The sequence below is a fragment of the Pseudomonas sp. genome (assembly GCF_035277045.1).
In the GTDB taxonomy this organism is placed as follows: Bacteria; Pseudomonadota; Gammaproteobacteria; order Pseudomonadales; family Pseudomonadaceae; genus Aquipseudomonas.
Genome location: NZ_DATELE010000167.1, coordinates 54,240 through 73,581 on the forward strand (window position 1 = coordinate 54,240; position 19,342 = coordinate 73,581).

Annotated in this window: 15 protein-coding genes; 9 read left to right on the forward strand and 6 right to left on the reverse strand. The window is 65.3% G+C overall.

The features are described from left to right. Nucleotides 1–17: 17 nt before the first annotated feature. From rfbD to rfbB, 4 genes are read right to left on the reverse strand one after another with little or no spacing between them, the layout of a single operon-like run. Nucleotides 18–884 carry a dTDP-4-dehydrorhamnose reductase gene (gene rfbD, locus VJS90_RS08275; protein WP_324120870.1) on the reverse strand — a complete coding sequence of 289 codons (867 nt, stop codon included), beginning with the start codon at nt 882–884 and terminating at the stop codon, nt 18–20. Further along, a complete protein-coding gene (gene rfbC, locus VJS90_RS08280; RefSeq protein ID WP_324120872.1) occupies nt 881–1,426 on the reverse strand; it encodes a dTDP-4-dehydrorhamnose 3,5-epimerase in 546 nt (181 codons plus the stop codon). Before rfbC ends, rfbD begins: the two co-directional genes overlap by 4 nt. Further along, nucleotides 1,423–2,298 carry a glucose-1-phosphate thymidylyltransferase RfbA gene (rfbA, locus tag VJS90_RS08285; RefSeq protein ID WP_324120874.1) on the reverse strand — a complete coding sequence of 292 codons (876 nt, stop codon included), beginning with the start codon at nt 2,296–2,298 and terminating at the stop codon, nt 1,423–1,425. The genes rfbC and rfbA overlap by 4 nt, the downstream gene beginning before the upstream one ends. Beyond that, nucleotides 2,295–3,377 (reverse strand): dTDP-glucose 4,6-dehydratase, encoded by a 1,083-nt coding sequence (gene rfbB / locus VJS90_RS08290; protein ID WP_324120876.1) that lies wholly within the window; start codon nt 3,375–3,377, stop codon nt 2,295–2,297. The genes rfbA and rfbB overlap by 4 nt, the downstream gene beginning before the upstream one ends. Nucleotides 3,378–3,553: 176 nt before the next feature. Between rfbB and VJS90_RS08295 the strand changes: the two genes are divergently transcribed. The 3 genes from VJS90_RS08295 to VJS90_RS08305 all read left to right on the forward strand — a co-directional run bounded on the left by VJS90_RS08295 (nt 3,554) and on the right by VJS90_RS08305 (nt 9,483). Next, nucleotides 3,554–6,463: an aminotransferase gene (locus VJS90_RS08295; protein WP_324120878.1), complete on the forward strand. Its 2,910-nt coding sequence runs from the start codon at nt 3,554–3,556 to the stop codon at nt 6,461–6,463. A gap of 231 nt (nt 6,464–6,694) precedes the next feature. Continuing rightward, entirely contained in the window at nt 6,695–7,801 is a 1,107-nt protein-coding gene (aguA, locus tag VJS90_RS08300) for an agmatine deiminase (RefSeq protein ID WP_324120880.1), read from the forward strand. Between the two features lie 392 nt (nt 7,802–8,193). Next, nucleotides 8,194–9,483, forward strand: coding sequence for an OprD family porin (locus tag VJS90_RS08305; protein ID WP_324120882.1), 1,290 nt, complete (start codon nt 8,194–8,196; stop codon nt 9,481–9,483). A gap of 165 nt (nt 9,484–9,648) precedes the next feature. On the opposite strand, the gene VJS90_RS08310 is transcribed toward VJS90_RS08305, so the two are convergent. Together VJS90_RS08310 and VJS90_RS08315 are read right to left on the reverse strand one after the other, a co-directional pair. After that, on the reverse strand, nt 9,649–10,977 hold the full coding sequence (locus VJS90_RS08310; RefSeq protein WP_324121000.1) for an ATP-binding protein: 1,329 nt from the start codon (nt 10,975–10,977) through the stop codon (nt 9,649–9,651). A gap of 67 nt (nt 10,978–11,044) precedes the next feature. Beyond that, the gene (locus VJS90_RS08315) at nt 11,045–11,764 is read right to left on the reverse strand and encodes a response regulator (protein ID WP_324120884.1); all 720 of its coding nucleotides are present in this window, start codon (nt 11,762–11,764) and stop codon (nt 11,045–11,047) included. Between the two features lie 139 nt (nt 11,765–11,903). Between VJS90_RS08315 and VJS90_RS08320 the strand changes: the two genes are divergently transcribed. From VJS90_RS08320 to VJS90_RS08345, 6 genes are all read left to right on the forward strand, one after another. Beyond that, complete coding sequence (locus tag VJS90_RS08320) at nt 11,904–14,198, forward strand: TonB-dependent siderophore receptor (protein WP_414704914.1); 2,295 nt, start codon at nt 11,904–11,906, stop codon at nt 14,196–14,198. Between the two features lie 246 nt (nt 14,199–14,444). Next, nucleotides 14,445–14,960: a MaoC family dehydratase gene (locus VJS90_RS08325; RefSeq protein WP_324120888.1), complete on the forward strand. Its 516-nt coding sequence runs from the start codon at nt 14,445–14,447 to the stop codon at nt 14,958–14,960. A gap of 205 nt (nt 14,961–15,165) precedes the next feature. Beyond that, the gene (dctP, locus tag VJS90_RS08330) at nt 15,166–16,032 is read left to right on the forward strand and encodes a TRAP transporter substrate-binding protein DctP (RefSeq protein ID WP_324120890.1); all 867 of its coding nucleotides are present in this window, start codon (nt 15,166–15,168) and stop codon (nt 16,030–16,032) included. Beyond that, a complete protein-coding gene (locus tag VJS90_RS08335) occupies nt 16,029–16,619 on the forward strand; it encodes a TRAP transporter small permease (protein WP_324120892.1) in 591 nt (196 codons plus the stop codon). Before dctP ends, VJS90_RS08335 begins: the two co-directional genes overlap by 4 nt. A 12-nt stretch (nt 16,620–16,631) precedes the next feature. Next, complete coding sequence (locus VJS90_RS08340) at nt 16,632–17,903, forward strand: TRAP transporter large permease (protein ID WP_324120894.1); 1,272 nt, start codon at nt 16,632–16,634, stop codon at nt 17,901–17,903. A 14-nt stretch (nt 17,904–17,917) separates the two neighbouring features. Then, nucleotides 17,918–19,309, forward strand: a complete 1,392-nt coding sequence (locus VJS90_RS08345) for an MmgE/PrpD family protein (protein ID WP_324120896.1) — start codon at nt 17,918–17,920, stop codon at nt 19,307–19,309. The last annotated feature ends 33 nt before the right edge of the window (nt 19,310–19,342 follow it).

Sequence of the window (19,342 nt, forward strand, 5' to 3'; positions counted from 1 at the left end):
TCTGGCGCAATTATGCGCTACTTGAGGCAGTCGATCAGCGCCTCGCGCCAGTTCGGCTGGCTGACCTGCCATTCGCGGGCCAGGCGGGTGCAGTCCAGGCGCGAGTTGAGCGGCCGGCGCGCCGGGGTCGGGTAGTCGCTCGACGGGATCGGCAGCAGCTCGGCACAGGGCAGGCCGCGCGCCTTGAGGTGTTCGCCGATCGCCTGGGCAAAGCCGAACCACGAGGTATGGCCCTGGGCCGTGAGGTGATACAGCCCCCACGAGCCTTGTTCGCCCGCCTGCCAGCGCTCGATCATCGCGCGGGTGCTCGCGGCGATGGTGTCGGCCCAGGTGGGGGCGCCGATCTGGTCATCGACCACGCGCAGCTCGGGTTTTTCCTGCAGCAGGCGCTGCATGGTCAGCAGGAAGTTGCGCCCGTGGCGCGAGTAGACCCAGCTGGTGCGCAGGATCAGGTGCTCACCGCCGACCGCTGCGATCGCCTGTTCGCCCGCCAGCTTGCTGCGCCCATAGACGCCCAGCGGGTTGGGTTCGTCCGCCTCGTCGTAGGCGCCGGGCTTGTTGCCGTCGAACACGTAGTCGGTGGAATAGTGGATCAGTGGCGCGCCCAGCCGCGCGGCTTCCTCGGCGAGGATGCCCGGCGCGGTGGCATTGATGGCAAAGGCTGCCTCCGGCTCGCGTTCGGCCAGGTCGACCGCGGTATGCGCCGCGGCATTGATGATCAAGGCAGGCCCCAGGCGCCGCACCTGCTCACGGACCTGGGCAGGTTGCGTCAGGTCGAGCTGGTCACGGCCAAGGACATGCACCGGGCCAAGGCCCGCCAGGTGCCGTTGCAGCGCCTCGGCGACCTGCCCGGTGCGGCCGATCAGCAGGATTCCGGGCTTCACGCGAACAGCTCCGCATCACGCAGCGACTTGCCCTCGCGGTCCTTGGCCGAGAGCAGCGGCGGGGCCTGCAGCTGCCAGTCGATGGCAAGCTCCGGGTCGTCCCAGCGAATGCAGCGTTCGGCGGCGGGGTTGTAGTACTCGGTGGTCTTGTACAGGAAATCGGCCGTGTCGCTCAGCACCACGAAGCCGTGGGCGAAACCGGGCGGTACCCACAGCTGGCGCTGGTTTTCGGCGCTCAGCGCGACCGCGACCCAGTGGCCAAAGGTCGGCGAGCTGCGGCGGATGTCCACCGACACGTCGAGCACCTCGCCTTGCACCACGCGCACCAGCTTGCCCTGCGGATTGCTCAGCTGGTAGTGCAGACCACGCAGCACGCCGCGTTGCGAGCGTGAGTGGTTGTCCTGCACGAAGGGCGCGGCGATGCCTGCCTGGGCCTGCAGCTCGCGGGCATTGAAGCTTTCGAGAAAGAAGCCGCGGCTGTCGCCGAAGACCTTGGGCTCGATGATCAGGACATCCGGGATGGCGGTAGCGACTACATTCATGGGTATTCTTCTGCCAGTTTTTGCAGGTATTGGCCGTAGCCGGTCTTGTGCAGGTCACGTGCCTTGGCCAGGAGCTGTTCGCGGCTGATCCAGTGCTTCTGGTAGGCGATTTCCTCGAGGCAGGCCACCTTGAGCCCCTGGCGGTGCTCGATGGTCTGCACGTACTGGGAGGCCTCGAGCAGGCTGTCGTGGGTGCCGGTGTCGAGCCAGGCGAAGCCGCGGCCAAAGCGCTCGACGCGCAGGTCGCCACGCCGCAGGTAGGCGTTGGTGACGTCGGTGATCTCCAGCTCGCCGCGGGGCGAGGGCTTGATGCCCTTGGCAATCTCGATCACGTCGTTGTCATAGAAATACAGGCCGGTGACCGCGTAGCTGGACTTGGGCGCGGCCGGTTTTTCCTCGATCGCCAGGGCGCGGCCCTGCGCGTCGAATTCGACCACGCCAAAGCGCTCGGGGTCCTTGACCCAGTAGCCGAACACCGTGGCGCCGGACGGCTGGTTGATGGCCCGCGCGAGCTGCTCGCTGAAGCCTTGGCCGTGGAAGATATTGTCGCCCAGGATCAGGCACACCGAGTCCTGGCCAATGAACGACTCACCGATCAGGAACGCCTGGGCGAGGCCGTCGGGGGAGGGCTGCTCGGCATAGCTCAGCTCGATGCCGAACTGGCTGCCGTCACCGAACAGCTGGCGGTACTGGGGCAGGTCCTGGGGTGTGGAGATCAGCAGGATCTCGCGGATGCCTGCCAGCATCAGCACCGAGATCGGGTAGTAGATCATCGGCTTGTCGTAGATTGGCAGCAGCTGCTTGGAGACCCCGAGGGTGATGGGGTGCAGGCGGGTGCCGGAGCCGCCCGCGAGGACGATACCTTTGGTCATGCGATCAGGTCCTTGAAGTCGCTATTGCCCAGGCGCTCGCCCTGGTAGCTGCCGTCCTGCACGTGGCGGCACCACTCCAGGTTGTCGAGATACCACTGCACGGTCTTGCGCAGGCCGGTGGCGAACGTTTCTTCGGGTACCCAGCCAAGTTCGCGCTCGATCTTGCCGGCATCGATGGCGTAGCGAAGGTCGTGGCCGGGGCGGTCCTGGACGAAGGTGATCAGGTCGGCGTAATGGGCCACGCCGGCCGGGCGCCGGGGCGCCAGCTCTTCGAGCAGGGCGCAGATGCCGCGAACCACCTCGATGTTCTTTTGCTCGTTGTGGCCGCCAATGTTGTAGGTCTCGCCGACCTTGCCTTCGCTCACCACCTTCAGCAGCGCGCGGGCATGGTCGTCGACGAACAGCCAGTCGCGCACCTGCTCGCCATTGCCATAGACCGGCAGCGGCTTGCCCGCCAGGGCATTGAGGATCACCAGCGGGATGAGCTTTTCGGGGAAGTGGAACGGGCCGTAGTTGTTCGAGCAGTTGGTGATCAGCACAGGCAGGCCGTAGGTACGCTGCCAGGCGCGGACCAGATGGTCGGACGCTGCCTTGCTCGCCGAGTAGGGCGAGCTGGGGGCGTAGGGGGTGGTCTCGCTGAACAGGTCGTCGGCGCCGTGCAGGTCGCCGTACACCTCGTCGGTCGAGATGTGATGGAAGCGAAACGCCTCGCGCTGCGCGGTGGGCAGCCTGCTCCACCAGGCACGCGTCGCTTCGAGCAGGCTGTAGGTGCCGACGATGTTGGTCTGGATGAACGCCGCAGGCCCGTCGATCGAGCGGTCGACATGCGACTCGGCGGCCAGGTGCATGATCGCCTCCGGCTGGAAGCGTTCCAGCAGGGCGCCGAGCAGAGGCTGATCGGCGATATCGCCCTGCACGAACTCGTAGCGGGTATCCAGGGCAACGCTGCGCAATGATTCCAGATTGCCCGCGTAGGTCAGCTTGTCGAGGTTGAGCACCTCGTGACCGGTATTGCCGATCAGGTGGCGAATCAGCGCTGAGCCGATGAAACCGGCGCCGCCAGTGATGAGAATGCGCATGTCGGGATGCCTCCAGCATCGGGCAATGAATCGGGTCAAGTCTAGCGTGTCGAACGCCGCGAGTATCACAGGTCAGGGTCGTGGAGGCGTGCTTGCCTGTCGCTTTTTTCGCCTGCCCCTTGTGTATCGGCAGAAGCGGTGGCGATATAAGCGGAAAAAAACCGAGGCCCCTTCCCATGCCCCTGCGCACCCTGATCCAACGCTCCAGCCAGCCCTGCCCCGTGTTGAGCGAAGCACAGGCCCATGACCTGCTGCGCTCGTGCTATGCCCTGGAAGGGACCTTGCAATCGCTGGGCAGCCAGCAGGACCTCAACTTCCGGGTAGACAGCGCGCAAGGCCGTTTCGTGCTGAAGGTGTGCCACGCCAGCTATGCGGAGGTGGAACTGGAGGCGCAGCATGCCGCGCTGGCCTACCTGCGCGAGCGCGGGCTGCCGGTGCCCGCCGTGCGGCCAGCTGGCACCGGTGAGAAGCTGTTGGCGCTGCAGGTCGACGGTCAACCCTTGCGGGCAAGGCTGCTCGACTATGTCCACGGGCAGCCGCTGACCCGCCTCAAGCACATGCCCGTACGGCTGATGAGCGAACTGGGCACGCTGTGCGCGCAGGTGGACAACGCCCTGGCCGGTTTCGACCATCCAGGTCTTGAGCGCACCCTGCAATGGGACCCCCGTCATGCGCCGGCGCTGATCGAGCAGCTGTTGCCCGTGCTGGGCGACCCAGCCCAGCGCGCGCGGGTCGCGCATGTGGCACGGGTGGCCAGCGAGCACCTGCGAGCGTGGACCGATCAATTGCCGGTGCAGGCCGTGCACCTGGATATCACCGACGACAATACCGTCTGGGCCCGCGATGCCCAGCGCCAGTGGCAGCTCCAGGGCGTCATCGACTTTGGCGACCTGCTGCGCACCTGGCGAATCGCCGAGCTCTCGGTTACCTGCGCGTCATTGCTGCACCACGCCGAGGGCGATCCGCTGCGTATCACGGCGGCCGTGGCTGCCTACCACGCCATCAACCCGTTGCAGGAAGCCGAACTGCAGGCCCTCTGGCCGCTGGTGCTGATGCGCGCCGCAGTGCTGGTGCTGAGCAGCGAGCAGCAACTGAGCGTCGAACCCGGCAACCCGTACATCCGTGACAACCTGGCCCATGAATGGGCGATCTTCGAACTGGCCAGCAGCGTGCCGTTCGGGCTGATGCAGGCGGCGATCCTGCAGGCCGGCGGGCGCCAGTTGCCACCGCTGGAACTGGCCCAGTGCGTGCCCTTGTTGCCAGGGTTCGCCGGGCACGCGGTGCAGCAGGTCGACCTGGGGGTGCTCAGCGAGCATTGCGAGGCCGGCAACTGGGAACAGTCCGGTTTTGACCAGTCGCTGCTGGCGCGGCATGCGAAGGCATCGGGCGCTGCCTGCAGCCTGCATGGGCAGTTCAGGCTCTCGCGAACCCAGGTCGATAGCCCCGAAGAACCCGCGACCTGTGCGCTGGGCGTTGAAGTCCAGCTTGCCGGCGGCAGCGTGCTGCAGGCCCCCGAGGCCGGAACCTGGCACCGGACGGGCGATGGCCAGGGCTGTTTGCGCACGGCGCAGTGGGCGCTGTGGCTCGATGGCATCGAGCAGGCGCCCGAGACAGGCGAGACCCTGGCCAAAGGCCAGGTGTTCGGGCAGGCCGGCAGCTGGCTGAGCGTGCAACTGTGCCGCGACCTTGGCGTGCAGCCACCGTTCTTCGCAAGGCCATCCCAGGCCGAGGCCTGGCTTGCGCTCTGCCCCTCGCCGCAGGCGATGCTGGGCTTTGCCTGCGAGGCCGCGCCCCTGCCCGATCCCCACGCGTTGCTGGCCCGTCGCGACGCAAGCTTTGCCCGTTCGCAGAAGCATTACTTCGAGCAGCCGCCGCATATCGAGCGTGGCTGGCGCAACTACCTGATCGACCTGCAGGGGCGGTCCTACCTCGACATGCTCAACAACGTCGCGGTGCTCGGCCATGGCCATCCGCGCATGGCCGCTGAGTCGGCGCGGCAGTGGTCGCTGGTCAATACCAACTCACGCTTTCACTACGCGGCCATCGCCGAGTTTTCCGAGCGGCTGCTGGCGCTGGCGCCCGAGGGCATGGACCGGGTGTTTCTGGTCAACAGCGGCACCGAGGCCAATGACCTGGCCATCCGCCTGGCCTGGGCCCACAGTGGCGGACGTGACCTGCTCAGCGTGCTGGAGGCCTACCACGGCTGGTCGGTGGCCACCGATGCCATCTCCACCTCCATCGCTGACAACCCCCAGGCGCTTGAGACGCGGCCCGACTGGGTCCATCCGGTAATGGCGCCCAACACCTATCGTGGGCGTTACCGGGGGCCCGAAAGCACCGCCGATTACCTGCGTGATGTCGACGAGAAACTCGCAGGCCTGGATACCCAGGGCCGGCAGCTGGCCGGCTTCATCTGCGAGCCGGTGTACGGCAACGCAGGCGGCATCGCCCTGCCGCCGGGTTACCTGCGCGAGACCTATGCCAAGGTGCGCAGCCGGGGCGGAGTGTGCATCGCCGACGAAGTGCAGGTCGGCTACGGCCGGCTGGGCGAATACTTCTGGGGGTTCGAGGAGCAGGGCGTGGTGCCGGACATCATCACCATGGCCAAGGGCATGGGTAACGGCCAGCCCCTGGGCGCGGTCATCACCCGCCGCGAGATTGCCGAATCGCTTGAGGCGCAGGGGTATTTCTTTTCGTCGGCTGGCGGCAGCCCGGTCAGTTGCCGCATCGGCATGGCGGTCCTGGATGTGATGCACGAGGAAGGTCTGTGGCAGAACGCCCGCGAAGTCGGCGGTTACTTCAAGGCGCGGCTGCAGACGCTGGTCGACAGGCATCCGCTGGCGGGCGCCGTGCATGGCTCGGGGTTCTACCTTGGCCTGGAGCTGGTCCGTGACCGCCAGACGCTGGAGCCGGCCAGCGAGGAAACCACCCAGCTGTGCAACCGCCTGCGCGACCTGGGCATCTTCATGCAGCCCACGGGCGACCACCTGAACATCCTCAAGATCAAGCCGCCAATGTGCACCACCAAGGCGAGCGTGGATTATTTCGTGGACAGCATCGAACGGATTTTGTCCGAAGACCTGTAGCGCGCAGGGTATGGCCCCGACAGCGGATTGTTATCGGCTAACGGGGCGTTTGTTTGGTCATTATTTCGTTATCCAGCTTTTAAAGCCGATATTAATCGGCTATAAATCGACCCGGCGAGACAGCGGACAGCGTGCTGGTGCACACTTTCGGCCTGTACACGCTCGAACCCCGATCGCTCACCGCCCAGGCGCAGGCAGCATCCCTCGCCCGGCATTGGCAAAGGTTGAATCATGAAGACCCTCACAACGACCCCGCGCGCCGACGGTTTCCACATGCCTGCCGAGTGGGCACCGCAGACCCAGGTATGGATGATCTGGCCCGAGCGCCCGGACAACTGGCGCCTGGGCGGCAAGCCGGCGCAGGCCGCGCATATCACCTTGGCCAAGGCCATCGCCCGTTTCGAGCCCGTCACCGTGGGCGTCTCCGCCGCCCAGTACGAAAATGCCCGCAGCCGTCTCGACCTGCCCAACGTCCGCGTCGTCGAGATCAGCAACGACGATGCCTGGGTGCGTGACACCGGCCCGACCTTCGTGGTCAACGACAGCGGCGAAGTGCGTGGCGTCAACTGGGGCTTCAACGCCTGGGGCGGCTTCAATGGCGGTCTCTATGCCCCGTGGAACCGCGACGAACAGTTGGGCGGCAAGGTGCTGGAGATGGAGCGCCTGCAGCGCTACCAGACCGAAGGTTTCGTGCTCGAAGGCGGCTCGATCCACGTCGATGGCGAAGGCACCCTGATCACCACCGAAGAGTGCCTGCTCAACGCCAACCGCAACCCGCACCTGGACCGTGGGCAGATCGAACAGATCCTGCGCGATCACCTGGCCGTGGACCAGATCATCTGGCTGCCCGACGGCCTGTACAACGACGAGACCGACGGCCACGTCGACAACTTCTGCTGTTACGTGCGCCCGGGCGAGGTGCTGCTGGCCTGGACCGATGATCCGCAAGACCCCAACTACGCACGCTGCCATGCCGCGCTCGAAGTGCTGCAGAACAGTCGCGACGCCAAGGGCCGCGAGTTCGTGGTGCACAAGATGCCGATTCCTGGCCCGCTGTATGCCACCGAGGAAGAGTGCGCCGGCGTTGACCAGGTCGACGGCAGCCAGGAGCGCAACCCTTCGGTGCGCCTGGCGGGCTCCTACGTCAACTTCCTGATCGTCAACGGCGGCATCATCGCCCCGAGCTTCGATGATCCGGCGGACGCCCAGGCGAGCGCCATCCTGGGGGATATCTTCCCGGACCACGAGATCGTGATGATTCCTGGCCGCGAGCTGCTGCTGGGCGGCGGCAATATCCATTGCCTGACCCAGCAGCAACCGGCGCCTATCAAACGCTGAGTCGCCAGAGCCATCCGCTGGCACTGACCGGACCTGATCGTCCCCTTATCAAACGCCACCGCCCTGCGGTGGCGTTTTTATTTGCGCGCTCTACTTGTTAGAGAAAATGTCCAAAAAAGAGGCGTTTTTGTAGGGAAATGCACCAGTGCGGTGTAGGAATGTAGGAAAAAGCATCTGTTTTTCACGATTTTTTGACATACGCGATCGCAGGCGGATAGGATTCGACCCCTGCGCCTGCTAGCCGTTCCATGGCCTTGGTGCCGTACCGGCTTGCTGCCGCTATTTGGCAGAGCCTGAACGGCCGGATCCGCATAGCGCCGAACCTACGAAGGGGCGTTGGTTACGGGCGTTTTGAATGCAGAGCGTTTTGAATTCGAGATAAGGAAAACAACATGTTGAAAACACGGATCAGCCTGATCGCGCTGGCGCTCGTCGCCGCCACCCAGGCCCAGGCCAACGATCAGGCCGCCAGCAAGGGCTTCGTCGAAGACAGCAGCCTGAACCTGCTGCTGCGCAACGCCTACATCAACCGCGACAAGAAACACGGTAACAACGACCAGATCGAATGGGGCCAAGGCTTCATCGGCACCTTCTCGTCGGGCTTCACCCAGGGCACCGTGGGCGTGGGCGTCGACGCCTTCGGTCTGTACGCCGTTCGCCTGGACGGCGGCAAGGGTCACAACGGCGGCGCCGGTGTCGACTTCTTCCAGCCAAGCGACACCGCGCCTGCCAACTCGCCGCACAACCTGGCCCGTGGCGGCGCCGCGATCAAGTTCCGCGTCTCCAACACCGTGCTCAAGTACGGTGACCAGATGCCATCGCTGCCGGTGCTGCAGCACGACGACGCGCGCCTGCTGCCAGAAAGCTTCACCGGCACCCTGATCACCTCCAAGGAGATCAAGGGCCTGGAGCTGAACGCCGGTCGCTTCACCCAGGAAGCGCGCAAGAGCGCCGAAGGCCGTGACAGCGGTGGCCTGAAGTCGATCAACGTGTTTGGCGGCAGCTACCAGTTCACCGACAACCTGACGGCTGCGCTGTACACCTCCGACGTCGAAGACGTGCTGAAGAAGCACTACCTGGGCGTGAACTACGTTCACCCGATCGCCGACGACCAGTCGCTGACCCTGGACTTCAACGGTTACAAGACCAGCATCGACAAGAAGTACGAGCGTGATGCGAACCTGACCGGCGACCGCAACACCATCTGGAGCCTGGCGGCGACCTACGCCTTCGGCCCGCACTCGGTGACCATCGCCCACCAGCGCAGCACCGGCGACACCGGCTACAACTACGGCTGGTACCAGAACCGTGGCGGCGTGGGTGACGGTGGTTCTACCATCTACCTGGCCAACTCGTACTGGTCCGACTTCAACGCCGAAGACGAGCGTTCCTGGCAGATCGGCTACGGCCTGGACTTCAGCGCCTTCGGCGCACCGGGTCTGAGCTACAAGGTCGCGTACGTGCGTGGTGACAACATCAACACCCACGGCTTCGGCGAAGGTAAAGAGCGCGAGATCTTCAACCAGGTCCAGTACGTGGTTCAGGAAGGTCCGGCCAAGGACCTGTCCCTCAAGGTTCGCAGCTCGTTCCTGCGTACCTCGGACAGCGTTCGCCAGAACGGCTACAACGACGACGGCAACGAAGTCCGCGTATTCGTCGAGTACCCGATCAGCATCTTCTGATACTGATAGCGTGCCCAGACAGCCCCGGCCCCGCCGGGGCTGTTTTGTTTCTGCATCCCTCAGGCACTGCAATCCCTCTTTGCCTTATGTGGGAGATCTCCCACAGGGCCCGGCTGCACCGGCCGCAGGCTCGGCAACCTTCAAGCCCCGGTGCAAGCCGCGCGCCTACCCAGAACAGCAAACCGTAGTCGGAAGAACGATTGTCGCCCGCAGACCACCTTCGGCGCGATTGGCCAGCTCCAGTCTCCCCCCATGCCCATCCACAATTCGGGTCACGATACTCAACCCTAATCCATACCCACCCGTGGCCAGATTGCGCGACCCTTCCCCCCGCGCAAACGACTGGGCGATGGTCGGCAACAGCGCCTGCGCGATCCCCGGCCCCCGGTCCTCTACATGAATCAGCACGCCAGACGCCTCCCGCTCCAGCCTCACCGAAACATCCCTCGCATACCGCAACGCATTCACCAACAGGTTCTGCACGCACCGCTGGATCATCAGCGCATCCACCTCCACGCAACCCGCCATCCCACTCACCGGCAACGGTTCCTGCGCACTCGCCAGGTCTGCGCACACCCGTGCCACCAGCCTGTCCAGGTCGGCCCGTTGCAGATTGCGCTGCTCACCCGCGCGCGAGTAGTCCAGTACCTGCCCGATCATCGCGTCCATCTGCGTGATGTTCTGTCTCAGGCGTTCACGGTGCTCGCCCGGCTCCAGCCGCTCGAGCCGCAGGCGCATCCGCGTCAACGGCGTGCGCAAGTCGTGGGAGACAGCAGCCAGAAAGGTCGCCTTGTCGTTGACCAGGGCGATCAGCCGCTGCTGCATGGCATTGAACGCCTGCGCGGCCTGGCGCACTTCCTCGGGGCCTTCCATCTGCAACGGCGGCTGTTCCAGGTTCTGGCCCAGCCCGAGCGCGGCATCGCTGAGGCGCCGTAGCGGGCGAAGGCACAGGCGCACGGCGAACAGGCAGACCACCAGCACCGCGACGATCCGCAGCGCATACACCCTGAGCAGGTAATCACTGATCAGCACCCACGCCGATTCGCCGCTCCAGCCCTGCAGTTCCTGCCCTTCCACGACCAGCCAGCGGCCGCCCTGCAGCGGGACCGCGAAGGTTACATGAGCCTGCGCCGTGCGCAGCCCGAACAGGCTGCGCCAGACGATCGGCTGGCCCAGCTCATCGGTCATCCGCACCTGGATCAGGCGCACGTCCTGCGGCTGGCCCATTTCATAGGCCAGCGCCTGGTTGAGCAGCAGTTCCACTCGCCGCCGTCCCTGTCGGTCATCACGTTCGCTGGCGGGCAGGGTGTCGACACAGCGCATCTGGTAATGCGCCGGTACCGCGGCCCTGTCGCCCGCGCAGACACCCTGGGTGACAAGGGGCGCGGTGCGCGCGGCGATCAGGCGTACCGGTGCCTCGAGCACCTGGGCGAAGCGCACGTCGAACCAGATGCTGCTGGACATCAGCTGGATCAGCAGCGTGCCACTGACCATGATCAGCAGTAGCTGGCCAAACAGGGTCCTGGGCCACAGCCGGCGCAGGAAGGAGGGCAGGCGCACGTCAGTCGGCCGTGCAGAGGCGGGCGATGCTCAGCAGATAGCCTTCGTTGCGAATGGTCAGGATCTGCACGGCATTCGCGTCGCCATGCTGCAGGTGCTGGCGCAGGCGGCTGATACACATGTCCACCGAGCGGTCGTCCGGCAGGTGGTCGCGGCCAAACGCGCTGCGTGTCAGCAGATCACGGGAGACGACACGGGCGTTGGCCTCGAGCAGCTCGCGCAGGACCCGGTAGTCGGAGCGGGGCAGGCTCAGCACCTGGCCGTCGGGGCAGGTCAGCAGGCGTTTCGCGTGCTCCAAGTGATAGCCGGCAAAGCGCTGCTCGTCCGGGCCAGGCTCCTGGGCCAGCGCTTCAAGGCGCTGCGGCCGGCGCAGCACGGCCTTGATGCGGGCGATCAGTTCGCGGGGCTCGAAGGGCTTGGCCAGGTAGTCGTCGGCGCCGACCTCCAGCCCGATGATCCGGTCCAGGGTCGAGCCCTTCGCCGAAAGCATGATCACTGCCAGGCCCGGCAGGCCCTGCAGTTTCCGGCACAGACTAAGGCCATCCTCGCCAGGCAGCATCAGGTCGAGCACCACCAGGTTGACGGCATGCGTTTCGAGCTGCGCGTGCATCTGCTCGCCATCGGCGGCGGCCAGCACGTGGTAGCCCTCATCAGTCAGGTAATCGCAGAGAAGTTCGCGGATCTCGTCGTCATCGTCCACTACCAGCAGGGTCGTGCTCATCGGGGTCTTCATACCTGAAGGGCACTGCGACAGCGCCCGTTACGTTCCATTACATCCCCGTACAAGCCGGGCATGGAGCCCGAAGGGCAGATCCCTAGAATCCTACCAAAGAACCATCTGCGAATACGACGCTTTACCAATGACAATACAGGGCATCATGACCGTACATCACGCATTCACCCGAGGCGGCAGCCGCCTCACCCCGCTGGCGCTCTTCGTGGCCATGAGCCTGAGCGGCACCGCCATCGCCGACAGCCAGCCGCTGGAGCTGGACGCCACCAAGATCGAAGACAGCGCGCTGCTGCCCGCCGACGATGCCGGGCAACTGGGTTACACGGTGGAAAGCACGCGCAGCTCGACCGGCCTCAACCTCACGCCGCGCCAGACGCCGCAGTCGGTGACCACCATCACCCGCCAGCAGCTCGACGACCGTCAGGTCAGCTCGATCGAGCAGGCCCTTGATGCCGCGCCGGGCATCAGCATGAGCAAGTCTGAAGTAGGCGGGCGCACCGACTACCGCGCCCGTGGCTATTCGATCAGCAACTGGAAGGTCGACGGCCTGCAGTTCCAGGGCGGCTCGGACTTCAGCGGCGGCGGCAACGCGCTGAACATGGACCTCTACGAGCGCATCGACATCGTGCGCGGCGCCAACGGCCTGCTTGGTGGCACCGGCGACCCCTCGGCGACCGTCAACCTGATCCGCAAGGCCCCCGGCAAGACCTTCGGCGGCAGCGCCTACGCCACCTATGGCAGCTGGGACAAGCGCCGGCTGGGCGCCGACCTCAACCTGCCGCTGACAGAAGACGGCCGCCTGCGCTCGCGCTTCGTCGTCACCCAGCAGGATGCCAACTCCTTCCGCGACAACCAGTCCGAGCGCTCCCGCGCGGCCCTGGCCAACTTCGAGTTCGACCTCGACGACGCCACCACCCTCGGCGCCGGCTACCAGTACGAATACAACAAGGTGGTCGGCGGGGGCTGGGGCGCGAACATCCCGATCTGGTACGCCGATGGCAGCAAGACCGACCTGCCGCGCAGCACCAACGTCGTGCCCAGCTGGAGCTTTGGCGAGTACATCACCCGCACCGCCTTCGGCTCGCTGCAGCACCGCTTCGACAACGACTGGACCCTCGACTTCAAGGCCGCCCAGAGCACCAGCGAGACGCTCAACCACCGTGGCCTGGCCAAGGTCAACCAGTTCAGCCGCGGCGTCTACACCGGCTACTTCGACCAGGATGGCAGCGGCGCCGTGCTCAATGGCCTGCACAGCTCCAGCGACACCACCCAGCAGTCCGCGCAGATCGACCTGAGCGGCCCGTTCCAGCTGTTCGGCCGCACCCACCAGGCCATGTTCGGCTACAACGACAGCCGCACCGTCGCCTGGACCCTGCAATACACTTGCACCATGGTCGGCGAAAACCGCGTCAGCGCCCCTTCGGTCGGCTGCCAGTTCCGCGCCAACAACGGCTTCGGCCTGAGTGACTGGCGCAACGGCGTGGACGACGACTTCTCCATCCTCGCCTCCAGGACCGGCCTGCACAGCAAGACCACCACCCGCCTGCAGGGCATGTACGCCGCCACCCGCCTGAGCATCACCGACCCGCTGTCGGTCATCCTCGGCGTGCGCACCAGCAACTACTCGGCGATCACCCGCAGCACCGCCGGCGTGCGCAGCAGCCAGGAAGAAAACGGCATCGTCACCCCGTACCTCGGCGCGGTGTACGACCTCAACGACACCTACTCGCTGTACGCCAGCTACACCGACATCTTCACCCCCCAGACCGAAGAAACCAGCAGCGGCAGCAAGGTCGAGCCGATCCGTGGGCAGAGCTACGAAACCGGCATCAAGGGCGAATGGTTCGACGGCCGCCTGAACGCCTCCGCCGCGTACTTCCGCACCAAGCAGGAAAACAAGGCCGTCACCGACGGCGCCGAGCTGACCCCGACTGGCGCCCAGGCCTACACCTCCGGCTCCGGCCAGGAAACCGACGGCATCGACCTCGAAGTCGCCGGCGCCCTGACCCCCAACTGGAACGTCTACGCCGGCTACACCTACCTGCACTTCCGCCGCCTCGACAGCGACGGCCGCAGTGACCCCTCGCACCTGTTCAAGGCCTCCACCACCTACCGCCTTTCCGGCCCCCTCGACCGGCTCACCCTGGGCACAGGCGTCACCGCGCAAACCAATATCCGCGCAACCTCCACCCCCGCTGGCCAGCCTACTGATGGCGTCAGCCGCAGCTCGACGGACGTGAACTGGTCGGGGTATGCGTTGTGGAATGCCATGGCCAAGTACCAGCTCACCGACGACACCGTTGTCAGCCTCAACGCCAACAACCTCTTCGACAAGCACTACTACACCCGCTACGGCTTCTACGCCGGCGCGATCTATGGTGATCCGCGCAATATGTCGCTGACGGTCAGTACCGCGTTCTAAGCGCTGGAAACGAAAAGGCTTGCCGGAAATCGACACCGGCAAGCCCTGCCGACGAGCGGTAATAACTGCCAAAGGCCCCGTCATAGACCCATCCTCGCCCACCCAAAACGACTTTTAGCCCCCCACCCGACCCCCTTTCCTCACCACCCCATGGCAAGCCCATTTCTCATCTCCTATCCTGTTGTCCGGACAACCTGATAACTAGAACGGCCCCACGGTCGTCGAACAACAAGAAGGAGTTCCCCCATGAGCGTCAAGCAAATTGGCGAGCAGCGTTATCGCGGGCAGATCGGCCGCTACTTCGAGGACTTCGAGGTCGGTGATACCTACGAGCACCGCCCCGGCCGGACCATCACCGATGCCGACAACATCCAGTTTTCCCTCCTGACCATGAACCTGCACCCCATGCACTGCGACGCCGCCTACGCCGCCAAGAGCGAATTCGGCAAGCCGCTGGTCAACAGCGGGCTGACCGTCGCCATCGTGCTTGGCATGACGGTGCCGGATGTCAGCGGCAAGGCCATCGCCAACCTTGGCTGGACCGACATCAAGCTGACCGCGCCGGTATTCCCGGGCGACACGATCTATGCCGCCTCCGAGGTGCTCGACAAGCGTGAGTCCCGGTCACGGCCCAACCAGGGAATCATCACCGTCAAGACCACCGGCACCAAGGCCGACGGCACGGTGTTCATGACCTTCGAGCGCAACGTGCTGATCCAGAAGCGCGAGGGCAACACCCTCGACGAAGCCGCCGGGTACTGACCCAGCACCTTCGGACCACCCGCTGAACGCCGTACTGCAATTCCTCAACAACAACAAAACCGAGGAAACACCATGTCCATGCTCAAGCGCGTCATCGCGGCGTCGGCCGCTGCCTGTGCCCTGGCGGGTTTCACGCCGGTGGTCCTGGCCGAGGAGCTGGTGCTGCCCAACGAAGTGGCCGCCAGCCACTGGAAAAACCGGCTACATGAACGAGTTCGCCAAAAAGGTCGACCAGCGCACCGATGGCGAGATCGACGTCAAGGTCTTCCCGTCGTCCCAGCTCTACAACGACCAGGACGCCTTGGCGGCGCTGGGCACGGGCGCGGTGCAGATGGTCTGGCCAGTGTCGGTGCGGATCGAGACCATCGACCCACGCCTGGGGGCCATCAACCTGCCGTTCACCCTCACCGACCAGTTGATGACCGACCAGTGCTACGCCAAGGGCCTGACCCAGCTCATGTCGTCCTATATCGAGCCGCGCAACCTGAAGATCCTTGGACTGCTGCGCGCCGCCGACCTGTTCTTCGTCTTCGCCGACCGCGACGTGCAGAAACTGGAGGACGTGAAGGGCGCGAAGGTCCGTGTGATCGGCGGCCGAGTGTTCCTCGATACCATCCGCAGCCTGGGCGCCAGCCCCGTATCCATGCCGGCCTCCGAGATGAGCAGCGCCTTGGGCCAGGGTGCGATCGACGGCGTTTTCACCTCCGCTGCCGGGTGGTCCGAGATGATCGGCAAGACCGGCAAGTTTGGCTGGTACGTTCCCAACTTCTCGCTGACCACCTACGCCGTGGTCGTTGACAAGATGTGGTTCGATGCCCTGCCGCAGGCACAACAGGAGGCGATCACCACGAGCATGGACGAGATCGTTGCCAAGCAGTGGAAGGAAGTGGTGGTCGAGGATCAGAAGCTGATCGACAAGATGACCGGCCAGGGCCTGCAGTTCCATACCGCGACGCCCGAGGAAATCGGCCGCTGGGAAAAGATCTCCGAATCGAACAAGCAGACCTTCTCCGCCGCCCATCCCGAGGTACTTCCGGCGATGCAGGCCGTGGCCAAGCGGTGCTCGCTATGAACATACAGCCCTCGACCATAAAACCTGCGGACAAGGCGCTTGGCGACCCCCCACTGGCCGCCACGCCCAGGCGGCGCAACTGGTGGCTGGTATTCGAGCGCAAGGTCCTGCTCAACATCGCTACCTGCATGTTCATGATGGCCATCGCAGTGATGCTCTACGAGGGCGTACTGCGCGCGACCGTCGGTACCAGCGCCTTCTGGGCCGAAGAGGCCGTGCGCTACCTGATGGTGTGGGCATTTTTCCTGACCCTCGGCGCGGCCGGCAACGCCGGCTACCACATTCGTACCGAGATGCTCGTCGAACGCCTGCCGCCTGTGCTGAAGAAGCTGTGTCTGGTGCTATCGAGCCTGGTCGGCATCGGTTTCTGCGGCCTGCTGTTCTATGCCGCGCTGCCCCAGATCCAGCGTTACTACACCATGGGCATGGTCACCGAATCGAACCTGGATCTGCCGCTCTGGCTGCTGTTCACCATCATGCCGCTGGGGGCGGTGCTGTTCCTCATCTACTACATCCGCTGCCTGGTGATCGCCCTGCGTGGCCGGGATCCTTTCGGCAACGGTGAAATCACCGGCTCGCAACTCTAGGAGAGCATCGCCATGCTGCTAGTTCTCGCTTTGCTGACGATGCTCATGTTCCTGGCCATCGGCACGCATGTCGCGGTCGCGCTGGGCCTTGTCACCACCGGGCTGATCCTGTTCGTGGCGGGCGTGCCGACCACCGTCATCGCCCAGACTGCGTTCAAGTCCATCAACAGCTATCCGTTGATGGCGATCCCCATGTTCGTACTGGCCGGCAACCTGATGATGCGCGGCAACATTGCCGAGCTCCTGATCCAGCTGGTGGGCAGCGTGGTGCGTGCGGTGCGCGGTGGGCTGGCGCTCACCGCAATGATCGCCAGCGTGTTCTTCGCCGCGGTATCGGGCTCGAGCGTGGGCTCGGCCGCGGCTATCGGCTCGTCCACGGTTGGCGGCCTGACCAAGGAAAACTACCCGCCGCGCTTCTCCGCTGCCATCGTCGCGGTGGGCGGCACCCTGGGCCTGATGATCCCGCCATCGCTTGGCTTCATCCTGATCGGCTCGATCGTCGGCCTGCCGGTGGACCAGCTGTTCATTGCAGGGGTGGTGCCCGGACTGATGGAAGCCTGCCTGCTGATGATCGCGGTCACCTACTTCTCCCGCAAGAACGGCTATGGAGCCCAGGCGCAGCGGGCCGACTGGGGCGCCTTCAGCCGCAAATTGCCGACTGCCGGCGCGGCGCTGCTGATGCCCGTGCTGATCCTTGGCAGCATCTACACCGGCTACCTGACACCGACCGAGGTGTCGGCCTTCGCCGCCGCCTACGCCGCTTTCCTGTGCCTGGTGGTGTACCGCAGCGTGACCCTCGGCGGCATCTGGGATACCGCCCGCGACTCGCTGCTGCAGACCACCATGATTTTCGCGGTGGTGATGGGTGGCAGCCTGATCGGTTTCGCACTGGCACGCATGGGCGTCTCGGCGAGCCTGGTGTCCATGGTCAGCGCGATGGACCTTAGCCCCTGGCAGTTCCTGATCATGGCCAACGTGATCCTGCTGGTCCTGGGCATGTTCCTCGACGGCATTGCGCTGATCGTGCTGACCGCCCCGCTGCTGTTTCCCATCGCAACGCACCTGGGCATCAATCCGATTCACTTTGCCGTGATCATGGTGGCCAACGTCGAGATCGCCACCCTGACACCGCCCATCGGCCTCAACCTGTTCGTCATGGCCGGGATTTCCAAACAACCGGTGCATGAGGTGGCCCGCGGCGTAGCCCCCTTCTACGGCGTGCGCCTGCTTGGTCTGGCGCTGATCACCTTCATCCCGGCCATCTCCCTGGCGCTGGTCAACTGACGAGGACAACCACGATGAACACCGATACCGCTACCCCCATCGCCGCGACCCTTGCCAGCTTCGCCGAAGGCTTGCACTACGATGCCGTGCCCGAGGCGGCGCGCGAGCGTGCCAAGTACCTGATCCTCGATGCCGTGGGCATTGCCCTGGCCTCGACCCGCTACGAGTTCGCCCAGCGCACCCTCAGTGCCGCGCGCGAGCTGGGCAGTGGTGACAGCGACGTGATCGGCCTGGGCGCCAAGCTCTCGTTGCGCGACGCCATGCTGCTCAACGCCGTGCTGGTGCATGGCCTGGACTACGACGACACTCACGGACGCGGGGTCATCCACGCCACCGCCAGCTGCCTGCCGGCCGCGCTGGGCATTGCCGCGCAGTACGACGCCAGCGGCCGCGACCTGCTCACCGCCTACATCCTCGGCATGGAAGTGTCGACGCGGCTCGCGGCCGTGGCCAAGGGCGGCTTCCACCAAGTCGGCTTCCACCCCACGGGGCTGGTCGGTGCCTTCGGTTGCGCGCTGATCGCCGGCAAACTGCAAGGCCAGACCGCCGAGCAGTTGGCCATGACCCAAGGCATCGCCCTGAGCACCGCCTCCGGCAGCCTGGAGTTTCTCGAGGATGGCGCCTGGACCAAGCGCATGCATCCAGGCTGGGCCGGTGTCGCCGGTCTCACCGCGGCGACCCTGGCACGTCACGGGTTCAGCGGTCCGAAGGCAGTGTACGAGGGGCGGTTCGGCCTGTTCAAAAGCCATCTCGGCGGGCGCGAAGGGGAGTGCGATTATGCCCTGGCGACCGAAGACCTGGGCACGGCCTGGGAGGTTGGCGAAGTGGCGGTCAAGCCCGTGCCGGCGTGCCACTTCACCCATGCGGTGGCCGACTCGGCGGTGATCCTGCACGGGCAGGGCTTGCGTGTGGAGGACATTGTCCGGGTAATCGCATTGGTGCCACGGGAAACCGTCGGTATCGTCTGCGAGCCGGTGGCCAGCAAGCGCAAACCCGGTAGCAGCTACGAGGCGCAGTTCAGCGTGCCTTACGCCATCGCCAGCGGCCTTTTGCGCGGGCGCTTCGGCCTGGCCGACCTTGAGCCGCAGGCCTTCTCCGATCCAGCGGCCCTGGCACTGATGGACAAGGTCCACTACGAGGTCGATCCGCATTCGGGCTTCCCTCGCCACTATTCGGGCGAAGTGATCGTCACCCTGCGCGACGGCCGCGAGCTGCGCCACCGCGAAGCGATCAACCGCGGCGCCGCCGACCGCCCGCTGTCCAGCGCCGACATCGTCGCCAAGTACCGCGACAACGCCCATACCGCCGTGGCTCCACAGCGCGCCCAGGCAATCCTCGACGCCGTGCTCGGCCTCGACGCCGGCAGTGCCCGGCAGCTTTCCCGCGTGCTGGCCGCAGCCGCGTGACATCCCACTACAAGAACAATCCGGAGACAACGC

Coding starts and splice junctions, on each gene's coding strand:
- rfbB (WP_324120876.1), bottom strand. CDS start 3,377: ATGCGCATTCTCATCACTGGCGGCGCCGGTTTCATCGGCTCAGCGCTG.
- VJS90_RS08295 (WP_324120878.1), top strand. CDS start 3,554: ATGCCCCTGCGCACCCTGATCCAACGCTCCAGCCAGCCCTGCCCCGTG.
- VJS90_RS08320 (WP_414704914.1), top strand. CDS start 11,904: ATGACAATACAGGGCATCATGACCGTACATCACGCATTCACCCGAGGC.
- VJS90_RS08310 (WP_324121000.1), bottom strand. CDS start 10,977: ATGGTCAGTGGCACGCTGCTGATCCAGCTGATGTCCAGCAGCATCTGG.
- VJS90_RS08315 (WP_324120884.1), bottom strand. CDS start 11,764: ATGAGCACGACCCTGCTGGTAGTGGACGATGACGACGAGATCCGCGAA.
- dctP (WP_324120890.1), top strand. CDS start 15,166: ATGAACGAGTTCGCCAAAAAGGTCGACCAGCGCACCGATGGCGAGATC.
- VJS90_RS08325 (WP_324120888.1), top strand. CDS start 14,445: ATGAGCGTCAAGCAAATTGGCGAGCAGCGTTATCGCGGGCAGATCGGC.
- VJS90_RS08305 (WP_324120882.1), top strand. CDS start 8,194: ATGTTGAAAACACGGATCAGCCTGATCGCGCTGGCGCTCGTCGCCGCC.
- rfbC (WP_324120872.1), bottom strand. CDS start 1,426: ATGAATGTAGTCGCTACCGCCATCCCGGATGTCCTGATCATCGAGCCC.
- aguA (WP_324120880.1), top strand. CDS start 6,695: ATGAAGACCCTCACAACGACCCCGCGCGCCGACGGTTTCCACATGCCT.
- rfbA (WP_324120874.1), bottom strand. CDS start 2,298: ATGACCAAAGGTATCGTCCTCGCGGGCGGCTCCGGCACCCGCCTGCAC.
- VJS90_RS08340 (WP_324120894.1), top strand. CDS start 16,632: ATGCTGCTAGTTCTCGCTTTGCTGACGATGCTCATGTTCCTGGCCATC.
- VJS90_RS08345 (WP_324120896.1), top strand. CDS start 17,918: ATGAACACCGATACCGCTACCCCCATCGCCGCGACCCTTGCCAGCTTC.
- VJS90_RS08335 (WP_324120892.1), top strand. CDS start 16,029: ATGAACATACAGCCCTCGACCATAAAACCTGCGGACAAGGCGCTTGGC.